Here is a 22,297-nt window from a genome sequence, read left to right as displayed (position 1 = left end):
TCGATCCCACCCGCTCCTCCACGATGACTCTGCCCCGCCTCTCGCCGCTCGCGGCCCTGCTCCTCGTCTTCGGCCTCGGCGCCTGCGACAGCACCGACCCGTTCGGCCCCCCGGCCGTCGGCGGCCAGCTCCAGGCCGAGGCCGGCCGCGGCACGGCCGTCGACCTCACCCTCTCGCTCGACTCGGAGGCCGGCGTCCGGTCGCTGACCGTCTCCGTCGACGGCGCCGCCGCCGAGCCCGTCGCGGTCCCCGCCGGTGCGGACGAGGTCGTCTACACGTTCGAGGTCCCGGCTGAGGCGACCGTCGGCACGGCGTACGTCCTCCTCTTTACGATCACCGACGCCGACGGCGCCACGGCGACGGCGACCGGGACGGTCACGGTCGGCCGGCTCATCGAGGCGCCCGCGACGTACGCGTTCACGCGCGACGGGGCCTCGACGGTCTCGTACGGCGGCCAGACTGAGCGGCTCGACCAGCTCGCGGCGATGAAGCGCTACCTCAGCACCGGCGACGCCGGTGCCGAGCTCTCCGAGCAGACCCTGCTCGACATGTTCTCGAACGCCGGCGGGAATGGTGGCGGCGCCTTCTCGTTCACGTCCACGAAGCAGCTCCGCGACAAGACGTTCCAGCCCGACCTCGACGACCGCCTCTTCGAGGACCTCTTCGCTGGCGCCGCCGCCGCGAGCCGCTCGGGCGCGACGGCCGCAAACGGCACCGCCGGCCGGATCGTCCGCGAGAACAGTGGCAGCACGATCCTGGTCGACGCGAAGGGCCGCGAGTTCACGCAGCTCATCGAGAAGGGCCTCATGGGGGCCGTCTTCCAGAACCAGGTCTACAACACGTACCTCACCGACGCCCGGATCGGCGCGGCGGTCGAGAACACGGCCCTCGTCGACGGCACGCCGTACACGGCGATGGAGCACCACTGGGACGAGGCGTTCGGCTACTTCGGCGCCCCCATCGACTTCGCCTCCGACTGGCCGTCGGAGCGGAGCGGGGAGCTGGCGTTCTGGTCGAAGTACTCGAACGTGTCGGACGCGGAGCTCCGGCTCAACGGCCGGATCATGGACGCGTACATCGCCGGGCGCGCCGCCGTCGTCAACAACGACCGGACGGAGATCGACGCCCAGGCCGCCGCGCTCTACACGCTCCACGAGCTGACCGCCGCCGCGACCGCCGTCCACTACATCAACGACACGCTCGGCCACCTCAACGACGGCAAGGCCGGCGAGGCCTTCCACACGCTCTCTGAGGCGTGGGCCTTCGTGAACGCCGTCCGGTACACGCCCCGCCGGGCCCTCTCGCTGGGCGCCATCGGCACGATCCTGACGGTCGATTTCGGGGCCGACGGCAACTTCTGGGAGGTCACGCCCGCGGGCCTCAACCGGGCGAAGGCGACGATCGTCGCGGCCTACCCCGAGCTCGCCCCGGTCCAGGACCAGCTGTAGTTCGCGCGGGCTTCGCCCCCGGCGCGCCCGAGTGCGGGGTTGGGCGGCGTTGGACCGTCTCGCCCCGCGCCCCGTCTCCACTCTCCCGTCCTATGCGCCCGTTCGCCCGCCCCGCCCTCCTCGTCGCCGGCCTGGTCGTCGTCCTCGCCGCGTGCGATAGCGGGGGCCCCGGCGACCCGCCGCCGACGCCCGGTACCGAGTTCGAGCGCTCGGCGATGCTGACCCAGTGGGCCGACGCCGCGATCGTCCCCGCGTACGACGCGCTCCTGGCGGCGTCCCTCGCCCTCCAGGCCGAGGCCGACGCCTTCGCCGCGGCTCCGACCGAGGCGAGTCTCGTCGAGGTCCGCGCCGCACTCCGGGCGGCCCGCCTCGCGTGGCAGGACGCGAGCCTGTTCGGGTTCGGCCCGGCCGAGGACGTCGCCCTCCGCGCCGCGCTCAACACGTACCCCACTGACACCGGCAAGGTCGAGGCGAACGTGGCGTCCGGGGGCTACACGCTGGGGACCCTCGGCAACCAGGCCGCTGCGGGCTTCCCGGCGATGGCCTACCTCCTCTACGACGGGACCGAGGCCGAGGTCGTCGCCGCCTTCGCGGACGCGAACCGCGGGGCCTACCTCCGCGACAACGCCGCCTTTGTCGCGGACGCCGTCGGCACCGTGGCCCACGGATGGGACGGCTACCGGGGCACGTTCCTGGGCCCTGCGAACGCCGGGACGGACGTGGGCAGCGCGCTCGGGATGGTCGTCAACGGCATGGTGCTCCACTACGAGCGGTTCCTGCGCGACGGGTCGATCGGGATCCCGGCCGGCGTCCGGAGCGCGGGCGTCCCCCGGCCGACGTCGGTCGAGGCGGTGCACGGCGGGTACTCGGCCGAGCTGGCGGTCGCCAACCTCCGGGCCCTGAAGCGGCTCTTCCTGGGCGACGCGCTCTCGGGCGCAGCCGGGACGGGCCTCGACGACAACCTCCGCGCCGTCGACGCCGGGGGCCTCGCCGACGAGATCGTGGCCGAGTTCGACCAGGCCATCGCCGCGCTCGAGGCGCTCCGCGACCCGCTCGACGACCAGATCCGGACGGACAACGCCCCCGTGCTCGCGGCCTTCCAAGAGATGCAGGACGTGGTCGTCCTGCTCAAGGCCGACATGGCGTCGGTGCTGGGCGTGAGCATCACGTTCCAGGACAACGACGGCGACTAGGGTGGCCGGCCCGGCCGCCGCGTCCGACCGGCCCCGCCCCGGCTCCGAGGCGGGCGGGCTCCGTCGGTGGCTGGCGGCGCCGGTCCCGATTGCCCCGCTCGCCACGTTCCGAATCCTGTTCGGGGCGGTGATGGTGGTCAGCGTGGTCCGGTTCGCGTCGAACGGGTGGATCGACCAGCTCTACGTCCAGCCCGGCTTCCACTTCGCGTTCTACGGGTTCGGATGGGTCCGGCCGCTTGGCGAGGCCGGAATGCACGCGGCGTTCGCCGTGATGGGGCTGGCCGCGCTCGGCGTGATGCTCGGCTGGCGGTACCGGTGGTCGGCGGCCGTCTTCTTCGGGGTGTTCACCTACGTCGAGCTGATCGACAAGGCGAACTACCTCAACCACTACTACTTCGTGAGCGTGGCGGCGGGGCTGCTGGTGCTGCTCCCCGCGCACCGCGCGCTCTCGCTCGACGTCCGCCGGGACCCGGGGCTCGCGGTTGCGACCGTCCCCCGGTGGGCGGTCGACGTGGTCCGGCTCCAGCTCGGGATCGTGTACGTGTTCGCCGGGCTGGCCAAGCTCCACCCTGAGTGGCTGCTCGACGCGATGCCGCTCCGGCTGTGGCTCCCGGCCCACGCGCACCTCCCGCTCGTCGGGCCGCTCCTCGCCGAGCCCGCGACGGCGGTCCTGTTCAGCTGGGGCGGCGCGCTCTACGACCTGACCGTCCCCTTCCTCCTGCTCTGGGGGCGGACGCGGGCGCTCGCCTACGCCGCCGTCGTCGGCTTCCACCTGACCACGGCGCTGCTCTTCCCGATCGGGATGTTCCCGTACATCATGATCCTGGCGACGCTCGTGTTCTTCCCGGCCGAGACGCACGAGCGGGCGGTTTCTCAGGTTCGGAGGTGGCTGGGGAGGGGGAGGGCGGCGTTCAGGCAAACGACCGCGCACTACCGGCCGTCGCGCCGCGTCGGGGCGGTGCTGGCGGCCGTGTTCGCCGTCCACTTCGCGGTCCAGCTGGTGCTCCCGCTCCGGTTCCTGGCCTACCCCGGGCCGCTGCTCTGGACCGAGGAGGGGTACCGGTTCTCGTGGCGCGTGATGCTGATCGAGAAGGCCGGCCACGCCACGTTCGAGGTCCGCGACCCCGCGACGGGGCGGGCGTGGGAGGCGGCCGGCTACGAGCACCTGACGCCGAACCAGGAGAAGATGATGGCGACGCAGCCCGACATGCTCCTCCAGTTCGCCCACTTCTTGGAGGAGCATTACCGGTCGGAGGGGATCGCCGATGTCGAGGTTCGGGTCCGGTCGCGCGTGACGCTCAACGGCCGCCGTAGCCAGCTCCTCGTCGACCCCACGGTGGACCTCACCGAGATCGACCCGGGGCTCGGGCCCAAAGACTGGATCCTGCCCTTCCGCGACGACGGCGCCCGCTGGGTGGGCCGCTCCCGATGACCCGACTCCTCGCCCTGCTCCTCGCGCTCGCGGCCCCCGCGGCGGCCCAGACCGTGACGCTCTCGGGGACCGTCTCCGGCGGCGGCGGCCCGCTCCCCGGCGCGACGGTCGTCGCCCGGCCGCTCGCCGACACGACGGCGCTCGTGGCCGCGGCCGTCGCCGACGTCGACGGCGGGTACGTGCTCGATGGGCTCACGCCCGGCGGGTACGTCGTCACGGCCGCGTTCGTGGGCTACCGCCCCGCCACGCGGCGCCTCGCGCTCGACGCCGACGCCCGCCTCGACCTGGTCATGGAGGCCGACGAGGTCGCCCTCGGCGAGGTCGTCGTGAGCGACGACGCCGACGCCGCGCTCGGGCTCGCGCGGCTCCGCCCGGTCGACCTCGAGGGCGTCGCCATCTACGAGGCCAAAAAGAACGAGGTCGTCGTGATCGACGCGCTCACGGCCAACCTCGCCACCAACAACAGCCGGCAGGTCTACGGCCGCGTCGCCGGGCTCAACATCTGGGAGAGCGACGGGGCCGGCGTCCAGCTCGGGCTCGGCGGACGGGGCCTGAGCCCCAACCGGAACGCCAACTTCAACACGCGCCAGAACGGCTACGACATCGCCGCCGACGCGCTCGGCTACCCCGAGAGCTACTACGCGCCGCCGACCCAGGCCGTCGAGCGGATCGAGGTGGTCCGCGGGGCGGCGTCGCTCCAATACGGGACCCAGTTCGGCGGGCTCCTCAACTTCGTGTTCCGCGACGGCCCCGAGGGCGACCCGTTCGCGGCGCGCGCCAGCCAGTCGGTCGGGTCGTACGGGCTGCGGACGACGTTCCTCAGCGCGGGCGGCGACCTCGGAAGCCGGGCGGCGGGGACGCGCTACTACGGGTTCTACCAGGGGAAGGCGTCCGGCGGCTGGCGGCCGAACTCGAGCCTCGACCAGCACACGGCCTTCGGGGCCGTCCGGATCGAGCCGACGGCGCGGCTCTCGGTCCGGCCCGAGGTCACGCACATGCAGTACCTCTCCCAGCAGCCGGGCGGGCTGACCGACGCCCAGTTCGCCGCCGACCCCCGCCAGTCAAACCGCGAGCGGAACTGGTTCCGCGTGGTCTGGAACCTGCTCGCGCTCCGGGCCGACTACGAGGTGTCGCCCGCGACGACGCTGAACACGCGCTTTTTCGGGCTCGTCGCCGGCCGCGACGCCGTCGGCAACTTGGGCCGGATCGACCGGGTCGACGGCGGCGGGCCGCGCGACCTGTTGAAGGACGACTTCCGCAACTGGGGCAACGAGACGCGGCTCATCCACCGCTACCCCCTCCTGGCGGGCCCGGCGGTCCTGCTCGTGGGCGCGCGCTACTACCAGGGATTCACGCACCGCCGCCAGGGCGAGGGGACGGCCGGCGACGCGGCAGACTTCGCCTACACCTCGCCCGACGACCTCGAGGGCTCGGACTTCGACCTCCCCAGCCGCAACGCGTCGCTCTTCGCCGAGCACGTCGTGAACCTGACCGAGCGCGTCAGCCTGACGCCGGGCGTCCGCTTCGAGCACATCTGGACCGGCGCCGACGGGACCTACCGCCAGACCCGCCGCGACCTCGCCGGCAACGTCCTGTCCGACGAGCGCTTCGATGAGAGCCGGTCGAGCGCGCGGTCGTTCGTGTTCTTCGGGCTCGGCGCCAGCGTCCGCGGCGACGGCTGGGAGGTGTACGGGAACGTGTCCCAGAACTACCGGGCCATCACGTTCAACGACCTCCGCGTCCAGGTCGGCGACCTCGAGGTCGACCCCGACCTCGCCGACGAGCGGGGCTACAACGCCGACCTCGGCGTGCGCGGCGCCGTCGGCCGGACGCTGAACTACGACGTCACGCTCTTCCACCTCAAGTACGACGACCGCATCGGGACCGTCCTCCGGACCGAGCCCAACCCGGTCTTCAACGGGCTCGTCGACCGGACCTTCCGGTTCCGCACGAACGTCGCCGACGCCCGGATCAGCGGTGTCGAGTCGTTCGCTGAGGTCGACCTCTACAAGGCGCTCGTCGACGCCGACGCCGACACGCGCGTCTCGGTCTTCTCGAACGTCGCCCTGCTGGCGGCATCGTACGCCGAGGGCGCGCCGGGGGTGGGCGGCAACGCCGTCGAGCTGGTCCCCGAAGTCAACCTCAAGGCCGGGCTGACGGTGGGGGTGGGGCCGGTCGAGGTGGCCGCTCAGGTCGGCCACGTCGGCCGGCACTTTTCGGACGCGACCAACGCGGTCCGCGTGCCGTCGGCCATCGAAGGCGAGATCCCGGCCTACACCGTCGCCGACCTCTCGGCGGCCTACACGCTGGGGCGGGTCCGCATCGAGGCCGGGGCGAACAACCTCCTCGACGCCCGCTACTTCACGCGCCGCGCGACGGGCTACCCAGGGCCGGGGATCATCCCGTCGGAGGGGCGGAGCCTGTACCTCACGGCCACCGTCGATCTCTAACTGATTGGCGACGCGCCAACCGCTCCAGCACCGTCAGCCCGAACCCTGCGTGAGGGATCTCAGCAGGACGGTGGAGCCCTCGACCGACGGCAGGACGGGCGTGAGCGCCGAGCCGAGACCCCTCGCGTAGAGGGTTGGGTTGCGGGCGGATCGGGGAGCCCAACGTGGGGTCCGAGGCAGGGTGAAAGCGGTTTCGCACGCGCGAGCCGCTGGCGCTAGACTCCGGCCACACCCGCTCCCGCCCGCATGGACACGCCGCTCGGCTTTCTCGACTGGACCGTCATCGCCGTCTACTTTGCCGTCGTGTTCGGCGTGGCCATCGTGGCCACCATCCGCGAGCGGCGGCGCGGAAATGAGGACTCCGAGGACTACTTCTTGGCGGGCCGCAACGTCGGCTGGTTCGTCATCGGCGCGAGCCTGTTCGCGAGCAACATCGGCAGCGAGCACCTGGTCGGGCTGGCGGGCTCGGGCGCCACGAGCGGCGTCGCGCCGGGGCAGTTCGAGGTGCTCGCGTCGCTGATGCTGCTCCTGCTGGGCTGGGTGTTCGTCCCGTTCTACCTCAAGAGCGGCGTGTTCACCATGCCCGAGTTCCTGGAGCGCCGCTACAGCTCCGGCGCGCGGTGGTACCTCGCGACCGTCAGCATCCTGGCGTACGTGCTGACCAAAATCTCCGTCACCATCTTTGCCGGGGCCGTCGTGTTCTCGGCGATCGGCGTCCCGTTCTGGACCGGCGCGCTCGTCGTCGTCTTCGCGACCGGCGCCTACACCGTGTTCGGCGGCCTGCGGGCGGTCCTGTACACGGACATGTTGCAGACGTTCGTCCTCATCGGCGGCGCGGCGGCCGTCACGTTCGCCGGGCTGGCGGCCGTCGGCGGGTGGGACGCGATGGTCGTCGAGGTCGGCCCCGGCTTTCTCGACATGTGGAAGCCCGCCAGCGACCCCGACTTCCCGTGGACCGGCATCCTGTTCGGCGCCCCGATCCTGGGCATCTGGTACTGGTGCACCGACCAGTTTATCGTCCAGCGGACGCTGTCGGCCAAGTCGATCGACGACGCGCGGCGGGGCACCATCCTGGCCGGTTTCCTGAAGCTGCTGCCCCTGTTCATCTTCGTGCTCCCGGGCATGCTGGCAGCGGCCCTCGTGGCGCAGGGCAAGATGGAGCTGGGGAATGCGAACGAGGCCCTGCCAGCGCTCGTCGCGGTTTTGCTCCCCGTCGGCATGCGCGGGCTCGTGGTCGCGGGCCTGCTGGCGGCGCTGATGTCGTCGCTGTCGAGCGTCTTCAACTCGTCGTCGACGCTCATCACGTGGGACGTGTACAAGCGGCTCCGGCCCGCCGCGAGCGAGCGCCAGCTCGTCTGGGTCGGGCGGCTCTCGACGGTCGCGCTGACCGTGCTCGGGCTGGCGTGGATCCCGTTCGTGGAGGCCGCCGAGGGCGGGCTCTACGTCTACATCCAGTCCGTCCAGGCCTACATCTCGCCGCCGATCGCGGCCGTCTTCCTGTTCGGCCTGCTGTGGCCGCGCGCGAACGCCGTCGGCGCCCTCGCGTCGCTGCTCACCGGGCTCGCGCTCGGCCTCGGCCGGCTGTTCTTGGAAGTCCTGAACGGGCCGGGGGGCGACGGGCTCGCCGACGGCACCGTCTGGGCCCTGCTCGCCGAGGTCAACTTCTTGCACATCGCGATCGCCATCTTCGCCGCCTGCACGATCGTGCTGATCTCCGTCTCTTTGGCGACGGCGCCGCCGCCCGCCGAGAAGACCGCCGGGCTCACCTTCGCGACCGCCGAGGCGGACGTGGCGACCGACGCCGGCTGGCGCCGGACCGACCTCGTTCTCTCGGGCGTGCTCGTCGCGTGTGTCGCCGCCATCTGGCTCATCTTCTCCTAGGCCCACACCCTGCGCAGGGAGCCGCAAGCCTTCCCGGTCCAGGCGCTTACAGCGACCGGCGCGGGACGTCGGCCGCCACGCCGTCGCCGCCGGGGCCCAGGTCCTGGCGCAAGCCTGAGAGCAGGTCCAGGAGCCCGCGCCGTCCGGCGACGGTCCGGTGGACGACGAGCGTGGACCGCGCCGCCAGCTCGCGGCACTCGATGACGGCGAGGTTGCCATACGCCACGTCCGTCATGGCCTTGGCGGTCGCCGTGTGGTCGGCGATCACGCGGCGGCGGTAGTCGTCGTAGGCCTTGGCGTCGTCGTCGTCGAGCGCCAGCCCGGAGGCTTCCAGGAAGGCGTCGACGCGGCGGACGAGCTCGACGGCCTCGTCGAGCAGCAGCGTCGCCGTGTGGGTCGACGAGAGGGCGGCCGTCCGGTGCTTCTCGCGCTCCAGCCGCCGGTTGTCCACGAACACCAGGACCGCGAACACGAAGCTCGCGACGGAGACGAGGAGGGCGATGATCGCGGTGACGATCGGCATACGTGAGCGCGTGCGCGATGGGGGAGCCTACACGCGGGAGCGTCCCCCTGCAACCCGACGTTGGGGAGGGCCTTACGAAAAACGCCCCGACCCGTGCGAGACGGATCGGGGCGTGGTACCGCGTACGGGATTTGAACCCGTGTTACCGCCGTGAGAGGGCAGCGTCCTAGACCCCTAGACGAACGCGGCAGGGCCGCCGGCATCGTGCCGGGCAGGAGTCCAAAGGTAGCAAGGGAGTCGGCCGCTAGCGAACCGTCAACGCCATTTTCACGTGCTCCAGCCCCGCTTCGTCGAAGGGCGGGCCCTCGGGCGCGAACCCGAAGCCTGCGTACAGGCCCGCGACATAGGTCTGGGCGTGGAGCACGAACCGGCGGTGCCCGGCGTCCCGCGCGTCCGCCAGCGCTCGGGCCACGAGCGCTCGCGCGATGCCGAGCCCGCGCGCCTCGGGGAGGACGGCGAACCGCTCCAGCTTGGCGGCGCCGGCCACCGGCCGCCAGCGGGCCACGCCGACGGCGCGGCCGTCGACGGTCGCCAGCAGGTGGTGCACCGAGGCGCCCCGCGCTTGGGGCGCGTCGAAGGCGTCCCACTCCTCGGCAGGCGTGCAGCCCTGCTCGCGGATGAACACGCGCTCGCGGACGGCGCGGACGTCGGCCCAGTCGGCATCGGTGAGCGCTTCTCGGATGGCAGGGCTCGCGGTCACGGGAAGAAGAGGTCGGAGAGGAAGCTGGCGATCTGGCTCTGGACCGACGGCCGGCCGAGCAGGTCGCCGTGGCCGGCGTCGGGCACGAGCGAGAGGGTACGCGGCGGGCCGCCGGTCCCCGCGAGCCCGGCGGCGAGCGCGGCGAGGTGGTCCGGGCCGACGACCGTGTCGTCCTCGCCGTGGAGCGCGAGAAGCGCCGGGAGCCGTTCGCGAGGGCGCAGGCGGGCAGGGGAGAGGCCGAGGAGCGTGACGCGGGCCTCAGCGAGGCTCAGCAGCCCATTCCTGACATCGATCACCGGGCGCCGGAGCTGGGGGAAGCCGGCAGGCGTCGGAGACGGCGCTTCGCCCCGCAGCTCGGCGCGGACGACGTCCACGAACGAGTCCGCGAAGAGGTCGGTGACGGCGCCCAGCGACACGACACCGTCGACGCCGTTGGCGGCCGCCAGCAGGGCCACCGTTCCGCCGCGCCCGGCGCCGACGAAGGCGACGCGGGACGTGTCCGCGCGCGGGATCGGCGCCAGCGCGCCCAGCACCGTCAGCACGTCGGGGATGTCGTCGAGAAAGGCCCGCCCCTCGCGCGTGGCCCGGATCGAGTCGCGGTCGACGACGAGCGCCTCGCCCCGGTACGCGACGACGACCTGGATCACGTCGCTCGCGAGCCGGCCAAAGCCGGGCGCCGTCAGGAAGTCGTCGGCCGAGGCGCCGTCGGTGCCGTCGGGGAGCACGACGACGACGGGCAGGGGGGACGTGGCCCCGGCCACGCCGGGCACGCGGACGAGCGCCGTCAGGATGCGGCCGCCGTTGTCGTCGAGCCCGAGCACGAACTGGCGGGCCCCGTCCGGCGTCGGGTCGGCAGGGGTGAGAGCGGTGAAGGCGTCCGTGGCGGGCCTCCCGACCCCCAGCGCCGCGTCGACCTCGGCCGGCGTCGGCGGGGCGAAGAGCTGGGTGAGGTTGACGCCGCCGACGACCTCGTCGTCCGGGTCGGGCGGGACGCACGCCGGGTCGACGCCCGGGATGCAGTCGGTGATGGCGGGCGGCTCGGAGCAGGCCGCGAGCGCGGCGAGGGCGAGCAGCCAGGCGAAGCGGGACATGGCAGAGGGAAGGGGCGGGCCGTCAACGCGTCGGCGGGCGGATCGGTACCGCGCTGAAAGGGGAGCGGGGAGGGGCGCTCTCCGGCGAAGATCCACAACATCGCTCGGGCCGGGTCCGTATACATCAGCAGACCGATGCCACGGGGCGGCGGCCCTCTATTCCGGGCCGTCCTCCGACCCCGCCCGCGATGCCCATTTACCTCGATTACAACGCAACGACGCCCGTTGATGACCGGGTCCTCGACGCCATGCTCCCCTTTTTCGGGGAGCACTTTGGAAACGCTTCCAGCGAGCACGCCTTCGGGTGGACCGCCGACGAGGCCGTCAAGCAAGCCCGCGAGCGCACAGCCCGGGTGATCGGGGCGACGCCCCGGACGATGTTCTTCACCTCGGGCGCGACCGAGTCGATCTCGCTGGCGATCCGCGGGGCCGGTGACATCTACGGCGGCCGCCGCCACCGGATCGTGACGGTCGCCACGGAGCACCGGGCCGTGCTGGCGACGTGCGAGGCGATGGAGCGCGAGGGCTACGAGACGACCTACCTCCCCGTCGACGCGAACGGCCTGGTCGACCTCGACGCGCTCGACGCCGCGCTCAACGAGGAGACGTATCTCGTGAGCGTGATGTGGGCTAACAACGAGACCGGCGTGATCCAGCCAATCCGCGAGATCGCCGAGCGCGCGCACCGGGCGGGCGCGCTCATGATGACCGACGCGACGCAGGCCGTCGGCAAGGTGCCGATCTCGGTCAACCACGACGGCGTGGACCTGCTGGCGATGTCGGCGCACAAGGTGTACGGGCCGAAGGGCGTCGGCGCGCTGTACGTCCGCCAGCGCGGGCCGCGCGTGCGGCTGGAGCCCCAGATCACCGGCGGCAGCCAGGAGGGCGGGCTCCGGGGCGGGACGCTCAACGTGCCCGGCATCGTCGGGCTCGGGATGGCCGCCCAGGTGGCGCGCCGCGCGCAGGCGGCCGATGCCGAAAGGCTCACCCAGCTCCGCGACCGGTTCGAGGCCGCCGTGCTCGACGCGCTCCCCGGCACGGTCGTCAACGGCGCCGGTGCCCCACGCCTGCCCAACACGTCCAGCCTGCGCTTCGACGGCGTTCGCTCGAACCACCTCTTGCCCGTCCTGCACGGCGTGGCCGCCTCGACCGGCGCGGCCTGCCAGGCGGAGCACGACGCCCCGAGCCACGTGCTCTCGGCGATGGGGCTGACGCCTGAGCAGGCGCTCTCGACCGTCCGCTTCAGCCTGGGCCGCCCGACGACCGAGGCCGAGGTCGACGCCGCCGTCGGCCACGTCGTCGAGGCCGCCCAGTCCGCCCGCCGCCGCGTCGCCGCGTAATCTGGGCGACGTGGATTGTGCGGTGTTGGAGGTGCGACCCTCCGTCGCCGTGGCGTCTAGCGGACGTTCCACGTTTTCACGTTCCCCTCTGCACGCATGCTGACCGACCTCACGTCCGGCTCTGACGCCCCAATCGTGAATCGCGTCGCCGAGAGCGCGATCGAGACGCTCGACCTCGCCGCGCTCGCGCCGCCGGCGCCCGTCGCGTTCGACCTCGCGCCGTTCCTCTACAAAGGCGTGGTGCTCCGCGAGCGGGACTTCCGGCAGGCCGTCAAGGAGCACGACTGGGACGCGTACCGCGACGACTCCGTCGCCGTGTTCTGCTCCGCCGATGCGCTCGTCCCGACGTGGGCCTACATGCTGGTCGCCGCCCGCCTCGACGGCGTCGCCGCGTCGGTGGCGGAGGGGACGCCCGGCGCGGTCCGCCAGCGGGGCGTGGTCGCCGCGCTCGACGGCGTCGACTGGGAGCGGTATCGTGACGCGCCGGTCGTGGTCAAGGGCTGCGGCAACGACGTGGTCCCGCTCGACGCTTTCGTGCAGGTGACGCGGCGGCTGCAGGGCGTGGCGTCGAAAGTGATGTACGGCGAGGCGTGCTCGTCCGTGCCCGTGTGGCGGCGCCCGGCGCCGAGCCCGCCCGCTGGCGCCGCGCGGCCCGCGGGCGCGAAGCCGCTGGGCGTCAAACCGGCGGGTGCAAAGCCTGCAGGCCCGCCGCGCTAACCTGGCCGCCGTCGAATTCGCAGAGCCGGGGCGGACCCCGCCGGGCGCGGCGCGCGTTCCAGCGTGTCTCCCAGCCCATCCGTGCTCCGTCTCGCCTTCGCCCTCTTCCTGGCCGTCCCGGCCGCCGCGCAGGTCGTCCCGCGCGCGCCGGACGCCCCGTCGCCCGACGTGATCGGTCTGTGGGAGCTGGTCTCCGCCGTCGACGTCCCCGCCGACGACGCGCTCGTGTTCGTCCGGCTGGCGATCACGGCCGACAAGATCAGGGCGGTGTATGTGTACCTCGACCCCGACGACGGCGAGCTGTCGGGCCGGTTCGACGACGGCCGCTATGTCGTCTCGAACGGACAGCTTGTGATCCGTGATGGACGCTCGACGACCGTCTGGGACGCCGCCCGCGACGGCACGCTGCTGCGCGTCCGCGACATCGAGTCCGGCGTCGGGCTCTTGCTCCGCGAAGCGGACCCGTCGAACGCCCGCGATCCGGCCCTTTTGGGGGCCTGGGAGGGCGTTCGCGACGGCGAGCGGTTCGCCGTCGAGTTCCGCGCCGACGGCACCGCCGTCGTTCGCCGGGGCGACGACCTCGACACCGGCGACTACACGGTCGCGGGGGCATATGTCTTGCTAGGAGATGAACCAGCCCGGTATACCTTCCGGCGCGGCGCCGACGGCACACGCCAGCTCGTCGTCGAGGCCGACCGCGAGGAGACCGTCCTCGATGCCGTCGCTCCGCACCAAGGGCCCGCGCCCTCCCGTTGATCTCACCCACCCCGACTCCACCCATGCGCTCACTCGTCGTCGCCCTCGCCCTGCTCTCCGCCCCCGCCTTTGCCCAGGCCTCGCCCGAGACCGAGCCCGTCGAGGCGGCCGTCGTCGCCGACGACGTGGACCCGGCACTCGTGGGTGCGTGGTCGCTCGATGAGGTCGTCGAGGGCGGCCGGCTCGCCGCGCTGGGCGTGGCCGTCGAGGACATGACGTGCGCCTTCGGCGCCGAGGGCACGGCGCGGGTCGAGATGGAGATGGTCCAGGACCTCGACCCGATCGTCCGCGAGCGCACGTTCACGTTCCAGACCGAGGACGGCCAGATCGTGGTGCCCGACGACGACGCGGTCGCGTACCGGGTGCTGGAGGACGGGCGGCTCGAGATGACGACGGCCGGCGGGCTCGTCGTGCGCCTGGTCCGCTCGCGCTCGTGACCATCGACCTGGCGGGGAAGACTGCGCTTGTGACCGGCGCCAGCCGGGGGATCGGGCGGGCCGTCGCCCAACGGCTCGCGGCGGCGGGCGCGACGGTCGGCGTCCACTACGGGCGGAGCCGGGCGGCGGCGCAGGCGCTCGCCGAGGCGATTGGCGGGCAGGCGTTCGAGGCCGACCTCGCGCAGCCCCGCTCCGGGCAGGACGTGTGGGAGCAGGCCGTCGCCGCGTTCGGCCGCGTCGACATCGTGGTCGCGAACGCGGGCACGTTCGAGGAGGCGCCGCTCGACATGGGTCTGGACGACTGGCTGGCGGCGTGGGACCGCACGATGGCCGTCAATCTGCGGTCGCTGGCGGAGGTCGGCCGGGCCGCCGCGCGCCATGCGCGAGCTCGGCGGGAGGCGGGCGAGACCGGTGTCACGGTGCGTCTGGTGACCGTGTCGAGCCGGGCCGCCTTCCGGGGCGACGACCCGGCCTACCTCGCGTACGCGGCCTCGAAGGGCGGCGTCGTCGCATTGACGAAGTCGCTGGCGCGAGCGGGCGACGGCCTCGCGGCGTTCGGCGTGGCCCCGGGTTTCACCAACACGGACATGGCGGCGCCCTACATCGCCGAGTTCGGCGAGGCCGCGGCCACGCGTGGCACCGCGCTCGACCAGCTGACCGAGCCCGACGATGTGGCGCCGACGGTCGTCTTCCTGGCGTCGGGGCTGGCCGACCACGCGACGGGTACCACGGTCGACATCAACGCGGCCAGCTACGTGCGGTAGGGAGGGCAGCGGCTCCGGAGAGTCCCTCCCGCATCTCCCTGCGGCGCCCCTCCGTAGGTTCGGGCCCCATGCCCGACCTCTTCTCCGCCGACGAGGCCCGCGCCATCTTCGAGCGCGCCGCGCGCCGCCAGCACGCGGCGCCGGCGCCCGACGGGCTCACGCTCGACGACCTCCTCGCGATCGGCCGGGAGGCCGGGCTCGACCCGGCACTCATCGCCGCCGAGGCGGCCGGCACCCGAGTCCGCGCGCGCGAGCAGACCACGTGGCACGGCGTCCCCATCGGCATCGTACGCTCGCGCCTGCTGCCCTCGCGCCTGACCGACGCCGAGTGGGAACGGGCCGTCGACGCGCTCCGCGCCGAGTTCAAGGCGCCAGGCGTGACCGAGCAGATCGGCACGCGGCGCGAGTGGGCCTCAGCCGCCAGCACGGCCGCGACGCGCGTCACCGTCGAGCGCCGCGGCGAGGGCGACGTGGTGTCGGTCGAGGTGCCCGACCAAAGCCGGCTGGTGGGGCTCCTGCTGGGTGGAAGCTTCGGGACGATCGGCCTCGGGTCTATGCTAGCGCTCCTGGCGATTAACCCCAAGGGCGCCCTCGTCGGACTGGTCTTCTTGCTGTTCGGCGCGATGGTGTACGCGATGACTTGGCTCGCGGCGAAGGCGACCGCCAGCCGCACGCCGGGCCGTCTGGAAACGCTCCTCGACCGCATCGACCTGATCTCGCGCAGCCACGACGCCCGCGCGGTCTCTGAGGGGCGCATCGACCCCGCGCTCCTCGACGCCGGCGTAGTCGACGCCGCCCCGCCCGACACCCGCACCCGCACCCGCGTCCGATGACCCGCCGCTATTCCGAGGAGGAGGCCCAGCGCATCTTCGCGCTCGTCGCCGAGCGCCAGCGGGCCGCCTCCGGCGTCGAGGGGTTGTCGCTGGCGGAGCTGGAGGAGGCCGCGAGCGCGGCCGGCCTCGACCCCGGGCTCGTCGCCATCGCGGCCGCCGAGCTCGACACGGCGCCGCACCCCGAGAAGACGATGCTCGGCGCGCCCACGGAGGTGGTCCGCTCGCGCGTGCTCGACCGGCCGCTCGACGACGACGCGTGGGCGGCGGTGGTGGGCGCCGCGCGGCGCGAGTTCGGGCAGCCCGGCATGGCCGGCCAGATCGGCCGCCTTCGCGAGTGGACCGTCATCAGTGGCGGCACCAAAAACGGGATCACGACGCGGCTGACCGTCGAGCCGACCGAGCGCGGCGCGCGCGTCACGCTGTCGCGCTCCGTGCGCGACACCGTCTTTGGCCTGACGCTCGCCTCGGCCATCCAGGGGGCGATGGCCGTGTTCTTCGGCGTAATGTGGATGGCCGGCGTGGACCCCGAACTGTGGGTCCCGGCGGTGCTCATGGCCGGGATCGGGACGCTGATGGGGGCGGGCGTCCAGATCGGCGCGCGCGTCTGGCGCCGCCGCGAGGGCCGCCGCTTCGACGCACTCCTGGACCGCTTCGAACTCATCGCGCTCGACCGCCCTACGACGGCCACGCCGGCCGTTCCGGACGGACGCATCGATCCGGCCCTCCTCGACACCGACCCGCCCGACTCCGAGCCCGCCCGTGACGCTCGCCGCGACCGCACGCTGTGACTGACCACTTTTCCGAAGACGACGCCCGCCGCATCTTCGCGCGCGCCGCCGAGCGCCAGCACGCCGTCGAGGCCCGGGGCCAAGGGCTCACGCTGGCCGAGCTCCAGGCGATCGGCCGCGAGGCCGGGCTCGACCCCGACCACGTCGCGGCGGCCGTCGCCGAGATGCACCTGCTCCCCGACGCCGAGCCAGTCCTCGTGTCCGGCGTCGACGTGACGCCCCGGCGCTCGCGCGTGTTGCCGGTGGATCTGAGCGACGAGATGTGGGAGCAGTGCGTCTCGCGCCTGCGGCGGACGTTCGGGTCAAAGGGCGTCCCGTCGCAGGTCGGGCGGATCCGCGAGTGGCAGAGCGGGCCGGGGTCCAAGCTCCACGTCGTCGCCGAGCCCGTCGCGGGCGGCACGCGGATCACGATCGAGAGCTCGAAGGCCGAGTTCGCCCGACGAGGGAATGGACCGAACCATGGGTTGTTTCCGGCCCTCGGGCTGGCGGCGCTGCTGGCGGCACTCTTCGGACTCGGCGATTTTGAACCCTACGTCTGGATCGTCCCGGTGCTGACCGCCGCGGCTGGCGTGGCGTACTGGTTTGGGATGCGGGCCTATCTCGCTCGATGGACGGCGACGCGGTCGGGCCAGTTCGAGGCGCTGCTCGACCAGTTCGAGCTGATCGCGCGGGACACGGCGCTCGCGCCCGAGGCCCCACCGGGGCCCGCGCTCGACCTCGACGCCCTCGGCGACGCGCCCAAAGGCCTGCGCGACGAGGCGACCCGGCGCCGCCAGCGGGGGTAGCGGATCGCTCCGTGCCGGCGCGGTGCGAGAATCCGGTCGGGACAGCCTAGATTCCCGCCTCTGCCGCCCACCCGATGCCCCCGCTCCCGCCCGACGCTCTGCCTGTCGAGCCGCCGCGTCGCCGGCGGCTTCGGGCGCCGCGCACCGTCCGCCGCGAGATCCGTCTGGAGGCCCTTCACCCCGACGTGTGGGTCGCGGCAACGATGGCGGCCGAACGCGCCTTCGGCCGCTCGGGTGTGACGGCCGGGACGCTGGCCGCGCCCCGGTGGACGGCCGGTGCCGTGCGCGGGCGCAGCGAGATCGCGCTGTGGGGCGACCCCGACCGCGACGGCGTGCGACTCGTCGCCGAGCACGTCCGGCCCGAGTCGCGCTCGTACGTGCTGACCTCCGCTCTTCTGTGCCTCCCGATTGGCGTGCTGGCGGCGGTCGTGATCGGCGCTCGGACGGCGACGCCGGAAGAATGGGCCGTCGTCGGGGCGCTGCTCGCGTTCCCCGTCGTGGTCGCCGTCTGGGTCGGGGCCGTCGCGTGGGGGAAGAATTGGCTCGCGGCCCGGCGCCTGCGCCGGGTGATGGCGGCGGCGGCCCGTACGGCGCGCACCGCCGACCCGGCGCTCGCTGCCGCCGAGCGCGAAGCTTGGGACGATGCCCCGGAGCCCGCCGTGGCCCTCGACGCGCTGCCACCCGTCGGCCCGTCCGAGTGGCTCACCGCCGAGGAGATGGCGTCGCTGCCGCGCCGCGGCGATCGTGTCCGCCAGGCCCGCGTCGTGGCGCAGGCGACGGCCGAGCGCCAGCGCGAAGCGCCGGTCTCCCCGAGCGCGGCCGAGTGGCTCTAGCGATGCGCGTCGGCCTGCTGTACGACCGGTTCGGCGACGCCCCGCGCCCGCCCGGCGCGCCCGACGACTGGGACGCGGAGTACGAGCCCGAGGAGACCGTCGCCGCGCTCGAAGCGGCCCTGACCCGCCTCGGGCACGAGCCAGTCCGCATCGGCAACGCCCGGGCCCTGCTGGCGGCGATGGCGCGCAGTCCGCTGGCCCTCGACGCCGCCGTCAACATCGCGGAGAGCTACGGGAGCCGGAATCGGGAGGCGCACGTGCCGGTCCTGCTGGAGCTGGCGGGCGTCCCGTGCGTCGGGAGCGACGCGCTGAGCCTGTCGGTCTCGCTCGACAAGCACCTCACGAAAGTCGTCGTCGCCGCCGCCGGCGTCGCCGTTCCCCCAGGCATCGCCGTCGCACCGGGCGAGGACGTGCTCGCGCTCGCCCACGGGCTCCCGTTTCCGGTGATCGTCAAGCCGCGCTACGAGGGGACGGCCAAGGGGATCACGGGCGCTAGCCGCTGCGCCAATCTCGACGCGCTCGCGGCCGAGGCGGGCCGCCAGCTCGCGCTCTACGGCGACGTGGTCGTCGAGGCGTTCGTGGATGGCCCCGAGTTCACCGTCGGCGTTGTCGGGACCGGCCCCGACGCGCGCGCGCTCCCGCCGCTCCAGCGCGCCCTCGACCCGGCCTCGGGCATCGGCATCCACGCCCTCGACGGCGACGCCGACGCCTACCGCCTCGACGGCGACCTCAGCGACGACCTCGACGCCGCCCTCGCGGACGCTGCCCTCGCCGCCCACCGTGCCCTCGACTGCCGCGACTTCTCGCGCTCCGACTTCCGCATTGACGCCGACGGCCGGCCCGTCTTTATCGAGATCAACCCGCTCCCCACCTTCGCGCCCGACGGCACGTTCGCCATCCTGGCCGAACTGGCGGGGCAACGCTACGATGCCTTTCTCGCGGACGTGCTGGGCGCGGCCCTGGCGCGAGCGGTGGAGTCGGGACGAAACGACGGGGTGGGGGAGACCACCGCCGCGCCCGGCGCGTAAAGACGCCATGGACACGCGCCCGACCTGCTCCTGCGGCCACGACCGCTACCACCACGCCATCCGCCCGGACCTCACGCACGGCGGCGGCGGCTGGTTCGCGCTGATCAACGGGATGTCGAGCACGCCCAAAAAGATCGTCTTCACGTGCTCCGTCTGCGGCGACACCTTCGAGACGACGACCGACAGGGTGGTCCTCGACCAGTACCGGCGCTACCCCTACGTCCGCAAGCCCGACGACGCATGAAGCGTGCGCTCCTCCTGCTGACGGCGTCGATCCTGGCCGGGTTGGCGGCCCCCGCGCTCGCGCAGGCGCCCGCCGTCGGCGAGCCCGCGCCCGGGTTCAAGGCGCGGACGCTGGCGGGCGACACGCTCGCGCTGGCCGATCTCCGGGGGCGCCACGTGCTCCTCGAGTTCTGGGCGACGTGGTGCGGCCCGTGCATCGCGGGCGCCCCCGCCATGGCGGCGCTCTACGACTCGACCGACCGCGCGGCCTTTGAGATCGTCGGCGTGGCACTCGACGCGGCCGAGGACGTGCGCGCCTTCGTCGAGCGGTACGGCCAGCGATGGCCCCAGATCGTCGAGCCCAACCGGAATGGCCGCCCGGTGACCGACCTCTACGACGTGCGCGGCTACCCGACCTCGGTGCTCATCGACCCCGACGGCGTGGTCCTCTGGACCGGCAACAGCGCGGGCGCCGACCTCCACGGGGTGATCGAAGAGGCGCTCGGCACGGGCCACTGACTCGGCGGCGATTGCGCCAGCCGGTGGGTGCTGGAATGGGCCTCCGTGTTCGCATCCACCCCCCAGTCCCGTCATTCCCGCGAAGGCGGGCCCCCGCAAGGGAAGGCGTCAGCCAATCCAGGATAGTGGGAGGCGGGCCACGGCTATTGGTCGCGCTGCGGACGAGCGCCTGGAACGGGGCCACCTCCCCCTAAGACCTCACGGTGGACGCCCGGCGTCTCTACTCGTCACTCTGGATGCCCGCCTGCGCGGGAATGACGGCTGGGATGGGGGAGTCTCAACAGCAGCGTGGTCTCGGTCCGGGCGGTCGGGATACACGGTCGTCGGGGGGGGCGCGAGGTACGGCGCGGCTTCACCGATTGAAGCTAAACGGACACCCCGGGGCCCGTTCTTGTCCCCCCGACCCACCCCCGACATGCTGCCCAACGCCGACCGGGCCTTTGTCGACCTCCGCAAGCTCAGGGAGTACTCGCTGTCGTCCGCGCACGACGTGGGCCAGCACAAGGCGCGCGTCTTCCGGGCCGCGCTGGGGCTCGGGGCGACGGATGCCGAGTGGTTGCGGGACCGTATTTTGGAGGGCGTCCGGTCGGCACAGGCCGTCGAGACGGGGATCTTCCCGTACGGCGTGCTCTACCGGGTCGACCTCCCCGTCGAGACGGAAACCGGGGCGGCGACCGTTCCGACGGGGTGGATCGTCCGCTCGCACGAGTCGTTCCCACGACTGACCACCTGCTACGTCGTCTCATGAGCCCCTCCTTCCACCTGCTCGACACGGTCGCCCTGCTGGACGATCTCCCCGCGCACGGCTTGGAGCGTGGTGAGGTCGGCGTGCTGGTCGAGACGCTCGCGGATGGCGTCTGGCTCGTCGAGTTCGTGGACGACGAGGGGCGCACGCTCGCGACGCCGGACCTCCGCGAGGAGCAGTTGCTTCGCCTCCGCGCGCCTCGGACGGCCAGCGCCGCGTGACCGCCCGCCCCCAGCACAACGGCTCCGTCGCCGAGTGGAACGATTGGCGCTGGCAGATGCGCCACCGCGTCTCGACCGTCGAAGCGCTCGAGCGCTACATCGAGCCGACCGACGGCGAGCGCTCAGCCATCGAGGCGACGGCCGGCGTCTTCCGGTGGACCATCACGCCGTACTACGCGAGCCTGATGGACCCGCTCGACCCCGGCTGCCCGGTCCGCCAGCACGTCGTGCCGCAGGCGGCCGAGGTCGCGCCCGACATCGTCGGGGTCGTCGACCCGCTCGACGAGGTCGGCCACAGCCCCGTCAAGAACCTCGTCCACAACTACCCGGACAAGGTGGCCTTCTGCATCACGTCCGAGTGCGCCGTGTACTGCCGCTACTGCCTGCGCAAGCGGATGGTCGGCGACGCGGACCACATGATGCGCAAGGACGACCTGCGCGACGGGCTGGCGTACCTCCGCGCGACGCCTGCCATCCGCGACGTCTTGCTCACCGGCGGCGACCCCCTCGTGTTCTCGGACGCCAACCTCGACTGGCTGCTCGGTGAGTTGCGCGCCATCCCCCACGTCGAGGTCGTCCGCCTGGGCTCGCGGCTGCCCGTCGTCAACCCGATGCGGATCACCGACGAGCTGTGCGCGGTGCTCGCGCGGCACCACCCGGTGTGGCTGAACACGCACTTTAACCACCCCAAAGAACTGACGCCCGAGGCCGTCGCGGCGTGCGAGCGGCTGGCAGACGCGGGCGTGCCGGTCGGCAACCAGTCCGTCCTGCTGGCGGGCATCAACGACGACGCCGAGACGATGCGCGAGCTGTGCGAGCGGCTCGTGGCGGCGCGCGTGCGGCCGTACTACCTCTACCACGCCCAGCTCATCGGCGGGACGGCCCACCTCCGCACGTCCATCGAGGCGGGCATGGACCTCATGCGCGAGCTGCGCGGCCACACGTCCGGCTTCGCCGTCCCGGCCTACGTGCTCGACACGCCCGACGGCAAGGTGCCCCTGACCCGCGACTACGTCTTGGGGCGCTCGGGCGACCACGTGCTCATGGAGACCACGCGCGGGACGCTGTGGGCCGAGCCGAACCCGCTGGCGGCGGACTTCGGCGGACGTTCGCTTCCGGCGGTGGTCCTGCCCCCCGATGTGCGGACCGTGCCCACGGGCGCGCCCCGGTTCGTCTACGGCGGGGACGCCGTGGAGGTGTAGGTCTCGGCGTCGGGGCGCCCGCCGCTGACGGAGCGGCGCCGAGCTCGACGAGCCTGACCCGGTGACGCGCCGGGTCCGCTCAGTCGTAGCGGTCGGTCGGTACGGACCCGTCGAGGAAGTACGCGGCGCTCCGCCGGGCCGCCAGTCGCGAGACGCCTGCGACGACGCTGGCGGCGACGGTCCAGACGAGCGCCTCGGTCCAGGCCGTCTCCGAGGACGCCGGGTTCATCGGCGGGTCGTCGCCGGTGGCCGAGTTCCAGCCCTTTTGAAGGACGGAGCGCGTCAGGTACGAGGCGGCGGTGGCGGCCAGGCCGGAGGCCAGGATCCAGCGGTGTCGGTCGGAAAGCATGGGCATGGGAAGTGGTCCACCCGTGGTACGGCCGCGACCC

The 22,297-nt window shown here is 73.0% G+C and carries 24 protein-coding genes and 1 tRNA gene; 20 read left to right on the top strand and 5 right to left on the bottom strand.

Annotated elements, in window-relative coordinates:
* Positions 1–23 precede the first annotated feature (23 nt).
* From ACLIRP_RS11170 to ACLIRP_RS11150, 5 genes are all read left to right on the top strand, one after another.
* On the top strand, positions 24–1,448 hold the full coding sequence (locus tag ACLIRP_RS11170; RefSeq protein WP_412060528.1) for a DUF4856 domain-containing protein: 1,425 nt from the start codon (positions 24–26) through the stop codon (positions 1,446–1,448).
* Between the two features lie 92 nt (positions 1,449–1,540).
* Entirely contained in the window at positions 1,541–2,641 is a 1,101-nt protein-coding gene (locus ACLIRP_RS11165) for an imelysin family protein (protein ID WP_412060527.1), read from the top strand.
* A 1-nt stretch (position 2,642) separates the two neighbouring features.
* Positions 2,643–4,073, top strand: coding sequence for an HTTM domain-containing protein (locus ACLIRP_RS11160; protein WP_412060526.1), 1,431 nt, complete (start codon positions 2,643–2,645; stop codon positions 4,071–4,073).
* Positions 4,070–6,523, top strand: a complete 2,454-nt coding sequence (locus ACLIRP_RS11155) for a TonB-dependent receptor domain-containing protein (protein WP_412060525.1) — start codon at positions 4,070–4,072, stop codon at positions 6,521–6,523. Before ACLIRP_RS11160 ends, ACLIRP_RS11155 begins: the two co-directional genes overlap by 4 nt.
* A gap of 246 nt (positions 6,524–6,769) precedes the next feature.
* Positions 6,770–8,404, top strand: a complete 1,635-nt coding sequence (locus ACLIRP_RS11150; RefSeq protein ID WP_412060524.1) for a sodium:solute symporter — start codon at positions 6,770–6,772, stop codon at positions 8,402–8,404.
* A gap of 46 nt (positions 8,405–8,450) precedes the next feature.
* Here the strand turns inward: ACLIRP_RS11150 and ACLIRP_RS11145 are convergent, their stop codons facing one another.
* The 4 genes from ACLIRP_RS11145 to ACLIRP_RS11130 form a co-directional block, all read right to left on the bottom strand.
* Positions 8,451–8,927 carry a hypothetical protein gene (locus tag ACLIRP_RS11145; protein ID WP_412060523.1) on the bottom strand — a complete coding sequence of 159 codons (477 nt, stop codon included), beginning with the start codon at positions 8,925–8,927 and terminating at the stop codon, positions 8,451–8,453.
* A 113-nt stretch (positions 8,928–9,040) separates the two neighbouring features.
* Positions 9,041–9,116, bottom strand: a tRNA-Glu gene (locus tag ACLIRP_RS11140).
* A 55-nt stretch (positions 9,117–9,171) separates the two neighbouring features.
* Complete coding sequence (locus tag ACLIRP_RS11135) at positions 9,172–9,627, bottom strand: GNAT family N-acetyltransferase (protein ID WP_412060522.1); 456 nt, start codon at positions 9,625–9,627, stop codon at positions 9,172–9,174.
* The gene (locus ACLIRP_RS11130) at positions 9,624–10,718 is read right to left on the bottom strand and encodes an alpha/beta hydrolase family protein (protein ID WP_412060521.1); all 1,095 of its coding nucleotides are present in this window, start codon (positions 10,716–10,718) and stop codon (positions 9,624–9,626) included. Before ACLIRP_RS11130 ends, ACLIRP_RS11135 begins: the two co-directional genes overlap by 4 nt.
* Before the next feature lie 188 nt (positions 10,719–10,906).
* Here ACLIRP_RS11130 and ACLIRP_RS11125 point away from each other — a divergent pair, with 188 nt between their 5' ends.
* The 15 genes from ACLIRP_RS11125 to ACLIRP_RS11055 all read left to right on the top strand — a co-directional run bounded on the left by ACLIRP_RS11125 (position 10,907) and on the right by ACLIRP_RS11055 (position 21,908).
* Positions 10,907–12,058: a cysteine desulfurase family protein gene (locus ACLIRP_RS11125; RefSeq protein WP_412060520.1), complete on the top strand. Its 1,152-nt coding sequence runs from the start codon at positions 10,907–10,909 to the stop codon at positions 12,056–12,058.
* A gap of 96 nt (positions 12,059–12,154) precedes the next feature.
* Positions 12,155–12,775 carry a DUF2480 family protein gene (locus ACLIRP_RS11120; protein WP_412060519.1) on the top strand — a complete coding sequence of 207 codons (621 nt, stop codon included), beginning with the start codon at positions 12,155–12,157 and terminating at the stop codon, positions 12,773–12,775.
* Positions 12,776–12,856: 81 nt separating this feature from the next.
* A complete protein-coding gene (locus tag ACLIRP_RS11115; protein ID WP_412060518.1) occupies positions 12,857–13,531 on the top strand; it encodes a hypothetical protein in 675 nt (224 codons plus the stop codon).
* A 23-nt stretch (positions 13,532–13,554) separates the two neighbouring features.
* Positions 13,555–13,968: a hypothetical protein gene (locus ACLIRP_RS11110; RefSeq protein WP_412060517.1), complete on the top strand. Its 414-nt coding sequence runs from the start codon at positions 13,555–13,557 to the stop codon at positions 13,966–13,968.
* Positions 13,965–14,732 carry an SDR family NAD(P)-dependent oxidoreductase gene (locus ACLIRP_RS11105; protein ID WP_412060516.1) on the top strand — a complete coding sequence of 256 codons (768 nt, stop codon included), beginning with the start codon at positions 13,965–13,967 and terminating at the stop codon, positions 14,730–14,732. Before ACLIRP_RS11110 ends, ACLIRP_RS11105 begins: the two co-directional genes overlap by 4 nt.
* Before the next feature lie 68 nt (positions 14,733–14,800).
* Complete coding sequence (locus ACLIRP_RS11100) at positions 14,801–15,565, top strand: hypothetical protein (protein WP_412060515.1); 765 nt, start codon at positions 14,801–14,803, stop codon at positions 15,563–15,565.
* Complete coding sequence (locus ACLIRP_RS11095; protein WP_412060514.1) at positions 15,562–16,353, top strand: hypothetical protein; 792 nt, start codon at positions 15,562–15,564, stop codon at positions 16,351–16,353. The genes ACLIRP_RS11100 and ACLIRP_RS11095 overlap by 4 nt, the downstream gene beginning before the upstream one ends.
* Positions 16,350–17,138 carry a hypothetical protein gene (locus ACLIRP_RS11090; protein WP_412060513.1) on the top strand — a complete coding sequence of 263 codons (789 nt, stop codon included), beginning with the start codon at positions 16,350–16,352 and terminating at the stop codon, positions 17,136–17,138. Before ACLIRP_RS11095 ends, ACLIRP_RS11090 begins: the two co-directional genes overlap by 4 nt.
* Positions 17,139–17,212: 74 nt before the next feature.
* Complete coding sequence (locus ACLIRP_RS11085) at positions 17,213–17,971, top strand: hypothetical protein (RefSeq protein WP_412060512.1); 759 nt, start codon at positions 17,213–17,215, stop codon at positions 17,969–17,971.
* Positions 17,972–17,973: 2 nt separating this feature from the next.
* Positions 17,974–18,999, top strand: a complete 1,026-nt coding sequence (locus ACLIRP_RS11080) for a D-alanine--D-alanine ligase (RefSeq protein WP_412060511.1) — start codon at positions 17,974–17,976, stop codon at positions 18,997–18,999.
* A 7-nt stretch (positions 19,000–19,006) separates the two neighbouring features.
* A complete protein-coding gene (locus ACLIRP_RS11075) occupies positions 19,007–19,243 on the top strand; it encodes a hypothetical protein (RefSeq protein WP_412060510.1) in 237 nt (78 codons plus the stop codon).
* Positions 19,240–19,740, top strand: a complete 501-nt coding sequence (locus tag ACLIRP_RS11070; RefSeq protein WP_412060509.1) for a TlpA family protein disulfide reductase — start codon at positions 19,240–19,242, stop codon at positions 19,738–19,740. Before ACLIRP_RS11075 ends, ACLIRP_RS11070 begins: the two co-directional genes overlap by 4 nt.
* 415 nt (positions 19,741–20,155) lie before the next feature.
* On the top strand, positions 20,156–20,488 hold the full coding sequence (locus tag ACLIRP_RS11065; RefSeq protein ID WP_412060508.1) for a DUF6883 domain-containing protein: 333 nt from the start codon (positions 20,156–20,158) through the stop codon (positions 20,486–20,488).
* Entirely contained in the window at positions 20,485–20,706 is a 222-nt protein-coding gene (locus ACLIRP_RS11060; RefSeq protein ID WP_412060507.1) for a DUF4926 domain-containing protein, read from the top strand. The genes ACLIRP_RS11065 and ACLIRP_RS11060 overlap by 4 nt, the downstream gene beginning before the upstream one ends.
* A complete protein-coding gene (locus tag ACLIRP_RS11055; protein WP_412060506.1) occupies positions 20,703–21,908 on the top strand; it encodes a KamA family radical SAM protein in 1,206 nt (401 codons plus the stop codon). The genes ACLIRP_RS11060 and ACLIRP_RS11055 overlap by 4 nt, the downstream gene beginning before the upstream one ends.
* Positions 21,909–21,987: 79 nt before the next feature.
* On the opposite strand, the gene ACLIRP_RS11050 is transcribed toward ACLIRP_RS11055, so the two are convergent.
* Positions 21,988–22,257 (bottom strand): DUF4235 domain-containing protein, encoded by a 270-nt coding sequence (locus ACLIRP_RS11050; RefSeq protein WP_412060505.1) that lies wholly within the window; start codon positions 22,255–22,257, stop codon positions 21,988–21,990.
* Positions 22,258–22,297 lie beyond the last annotated feature (40 nt).

It is taken from the genome of Rubrivirga halophila (assembly GCF_046845755.1).
Classification (GTDB): Bacteria; Bacteroidota; Rhodothermia; order Rhodothermales; family Rubricoccaceae; genus Rubrivirga.
This window is presented reverse-complemented; position numbering and strand designations above follow the sequence as displayed.

What these genes read in the sequence shown, in the direction of transcription:
- ACLIRP_RS11170 (WP_412060528.1), top strand. Translation starts at nt 24, where the DNA reads ATGACTCTGCCCCGCCTCTCGCCGCTCGCGGCCCTGCTCCTCGTCTTC.
- ACLIRP_RS11085 (WP_412060512.1), top strand. Translation starts at nt 17,213, where the DNA reads ATGCCCCCGCTCCCGCCCGACGCTCTGCCTGTCGAGCCGCCGCGTCGC.
- ACLIRP_RS11070 (WP_412060509.1), top strand. Translation starts at nt 19,240, where the DNA reads ATGAAGCGTGCGCTCCTCCTGCTGACGGCGTCGATCCTGGCCGGGTTG.
- ACLIRP_RS11150 (WP_412060524.1), top strand. Translation starts at nt 6,770, where the DNA reads ATGGACACGCCGCTCGGCTTTCTCGACTGGACCGTCATCGCCGTCTAC.
- ACLIRP_RS11145 (WP_412060523.1), bottom strand. Translation starts at nt 8,927, where the DNA reads ATGCCGATCGTCACCGCGATCATCGCCCTCCTCGTCTCCGTCGCGAGC.
- ACLIRP_RS11125 (WP_412060520.1), top strand. Translation starts at nt 10,907, where the DNA reads ATGCCCATTTACCTCGATTACAACGCAACGACGCCCGTTGATGACCGG.
- ACLIRP_RS11065 (WP_412060508.1), top strand. Translation starts at nt 20,156, where the DNA reads ATGCTGCCCAACGCCGACCGGGCCTTTGTCGACCTCCGCAAGCTCAGG.
- ACLIRP_RS11130 (WP_412060521.1), bottom strand. Translation starts at nt 10,718, where the DNA reads ATGTCCCGCTTCGCCTGGCTGCTCGCCCTCGCCGCGCTCGCGGCCTGC.
- ACLIRP_RS11075 (WP_412060510.1), top strand. Translation starts at nt 19,007, where the DNA reads ATGGACACGCGCCCGACCTGCTCCTGCGGCCACGACCGCTACCACCAC.
- ACLIRP_RS11110 (WP_412060517.1), top strand. Translation starts at nt 13,555, where the DNA reads ATGCGCTCACTCGTCGTCGCCCTCGCCCTGCTCTCCGCCCCCGCCTTT.
- ACLIRP_RS11155 (WP_412060525.1), top strand. Translation starts at nt 4,070, where the DNA reads ATGACCCGACTCCTCGCCCTGCTCCTCGCGCTCGCGGCCCCCGCGGCG.
- ACLIRP_RS11095 (WP_412060514.1), top strand. Translation starts at nt 15,562, where the DNA reads ATGACCCGCCGCTATTCCGAGGAGGAGGCCCAGCGCATCTTCGCGCTC.
- ACLIRP_RS11100 (WP_412060515.1), top strand. Translation starts at nt 14,801, where the DNA reads ATGCCCGACCTCTTCTCCGCCGACGAGGCCCGCGCCATCTTCGAGCGC.
- ACLIRP_RS11120 (WP_412060519.1), top strand. Translation starts at nt 12,155, where the DNA reads ATGCTGACCGACCTCACGTCCGGCTCTGACGCCCCAATCGTGAATCGC.
- ACLIRP_RS11080 (WP_412060511.1), top strand. Translation starts at nt 17,974, where the DNA reads ATGCGCGTCGGCCTGCTGTACGACCGGTTCGGCGACGCCCCGCGCCCG.
- ACLIRP_RS11060 (WP_412060507.1), top strand. Translation starts at nt 20,485, where the DNA reads ATGAGCCCCTCCTTCCACCTGCTCGACACGGTCGCCCTGCTGGACGAT.
- ACLIRP_RS11165 (WP_412060527.1), top strand. Translation starts at nt 1,541, where the DNA reads ATGCGCCCGTTCGCCCGCCCCGCCCTCCTCGTCGCCGGCCTGGTCGTC.
- ACLIRP_RS11050 (WP_412060505.1), bottom strand. Translation starts at nt 22,257, where the DNA reads ATGCTTTCCGACCGACACCGCTGGATCCTGGCCTCCGGCCTGGCCGCC.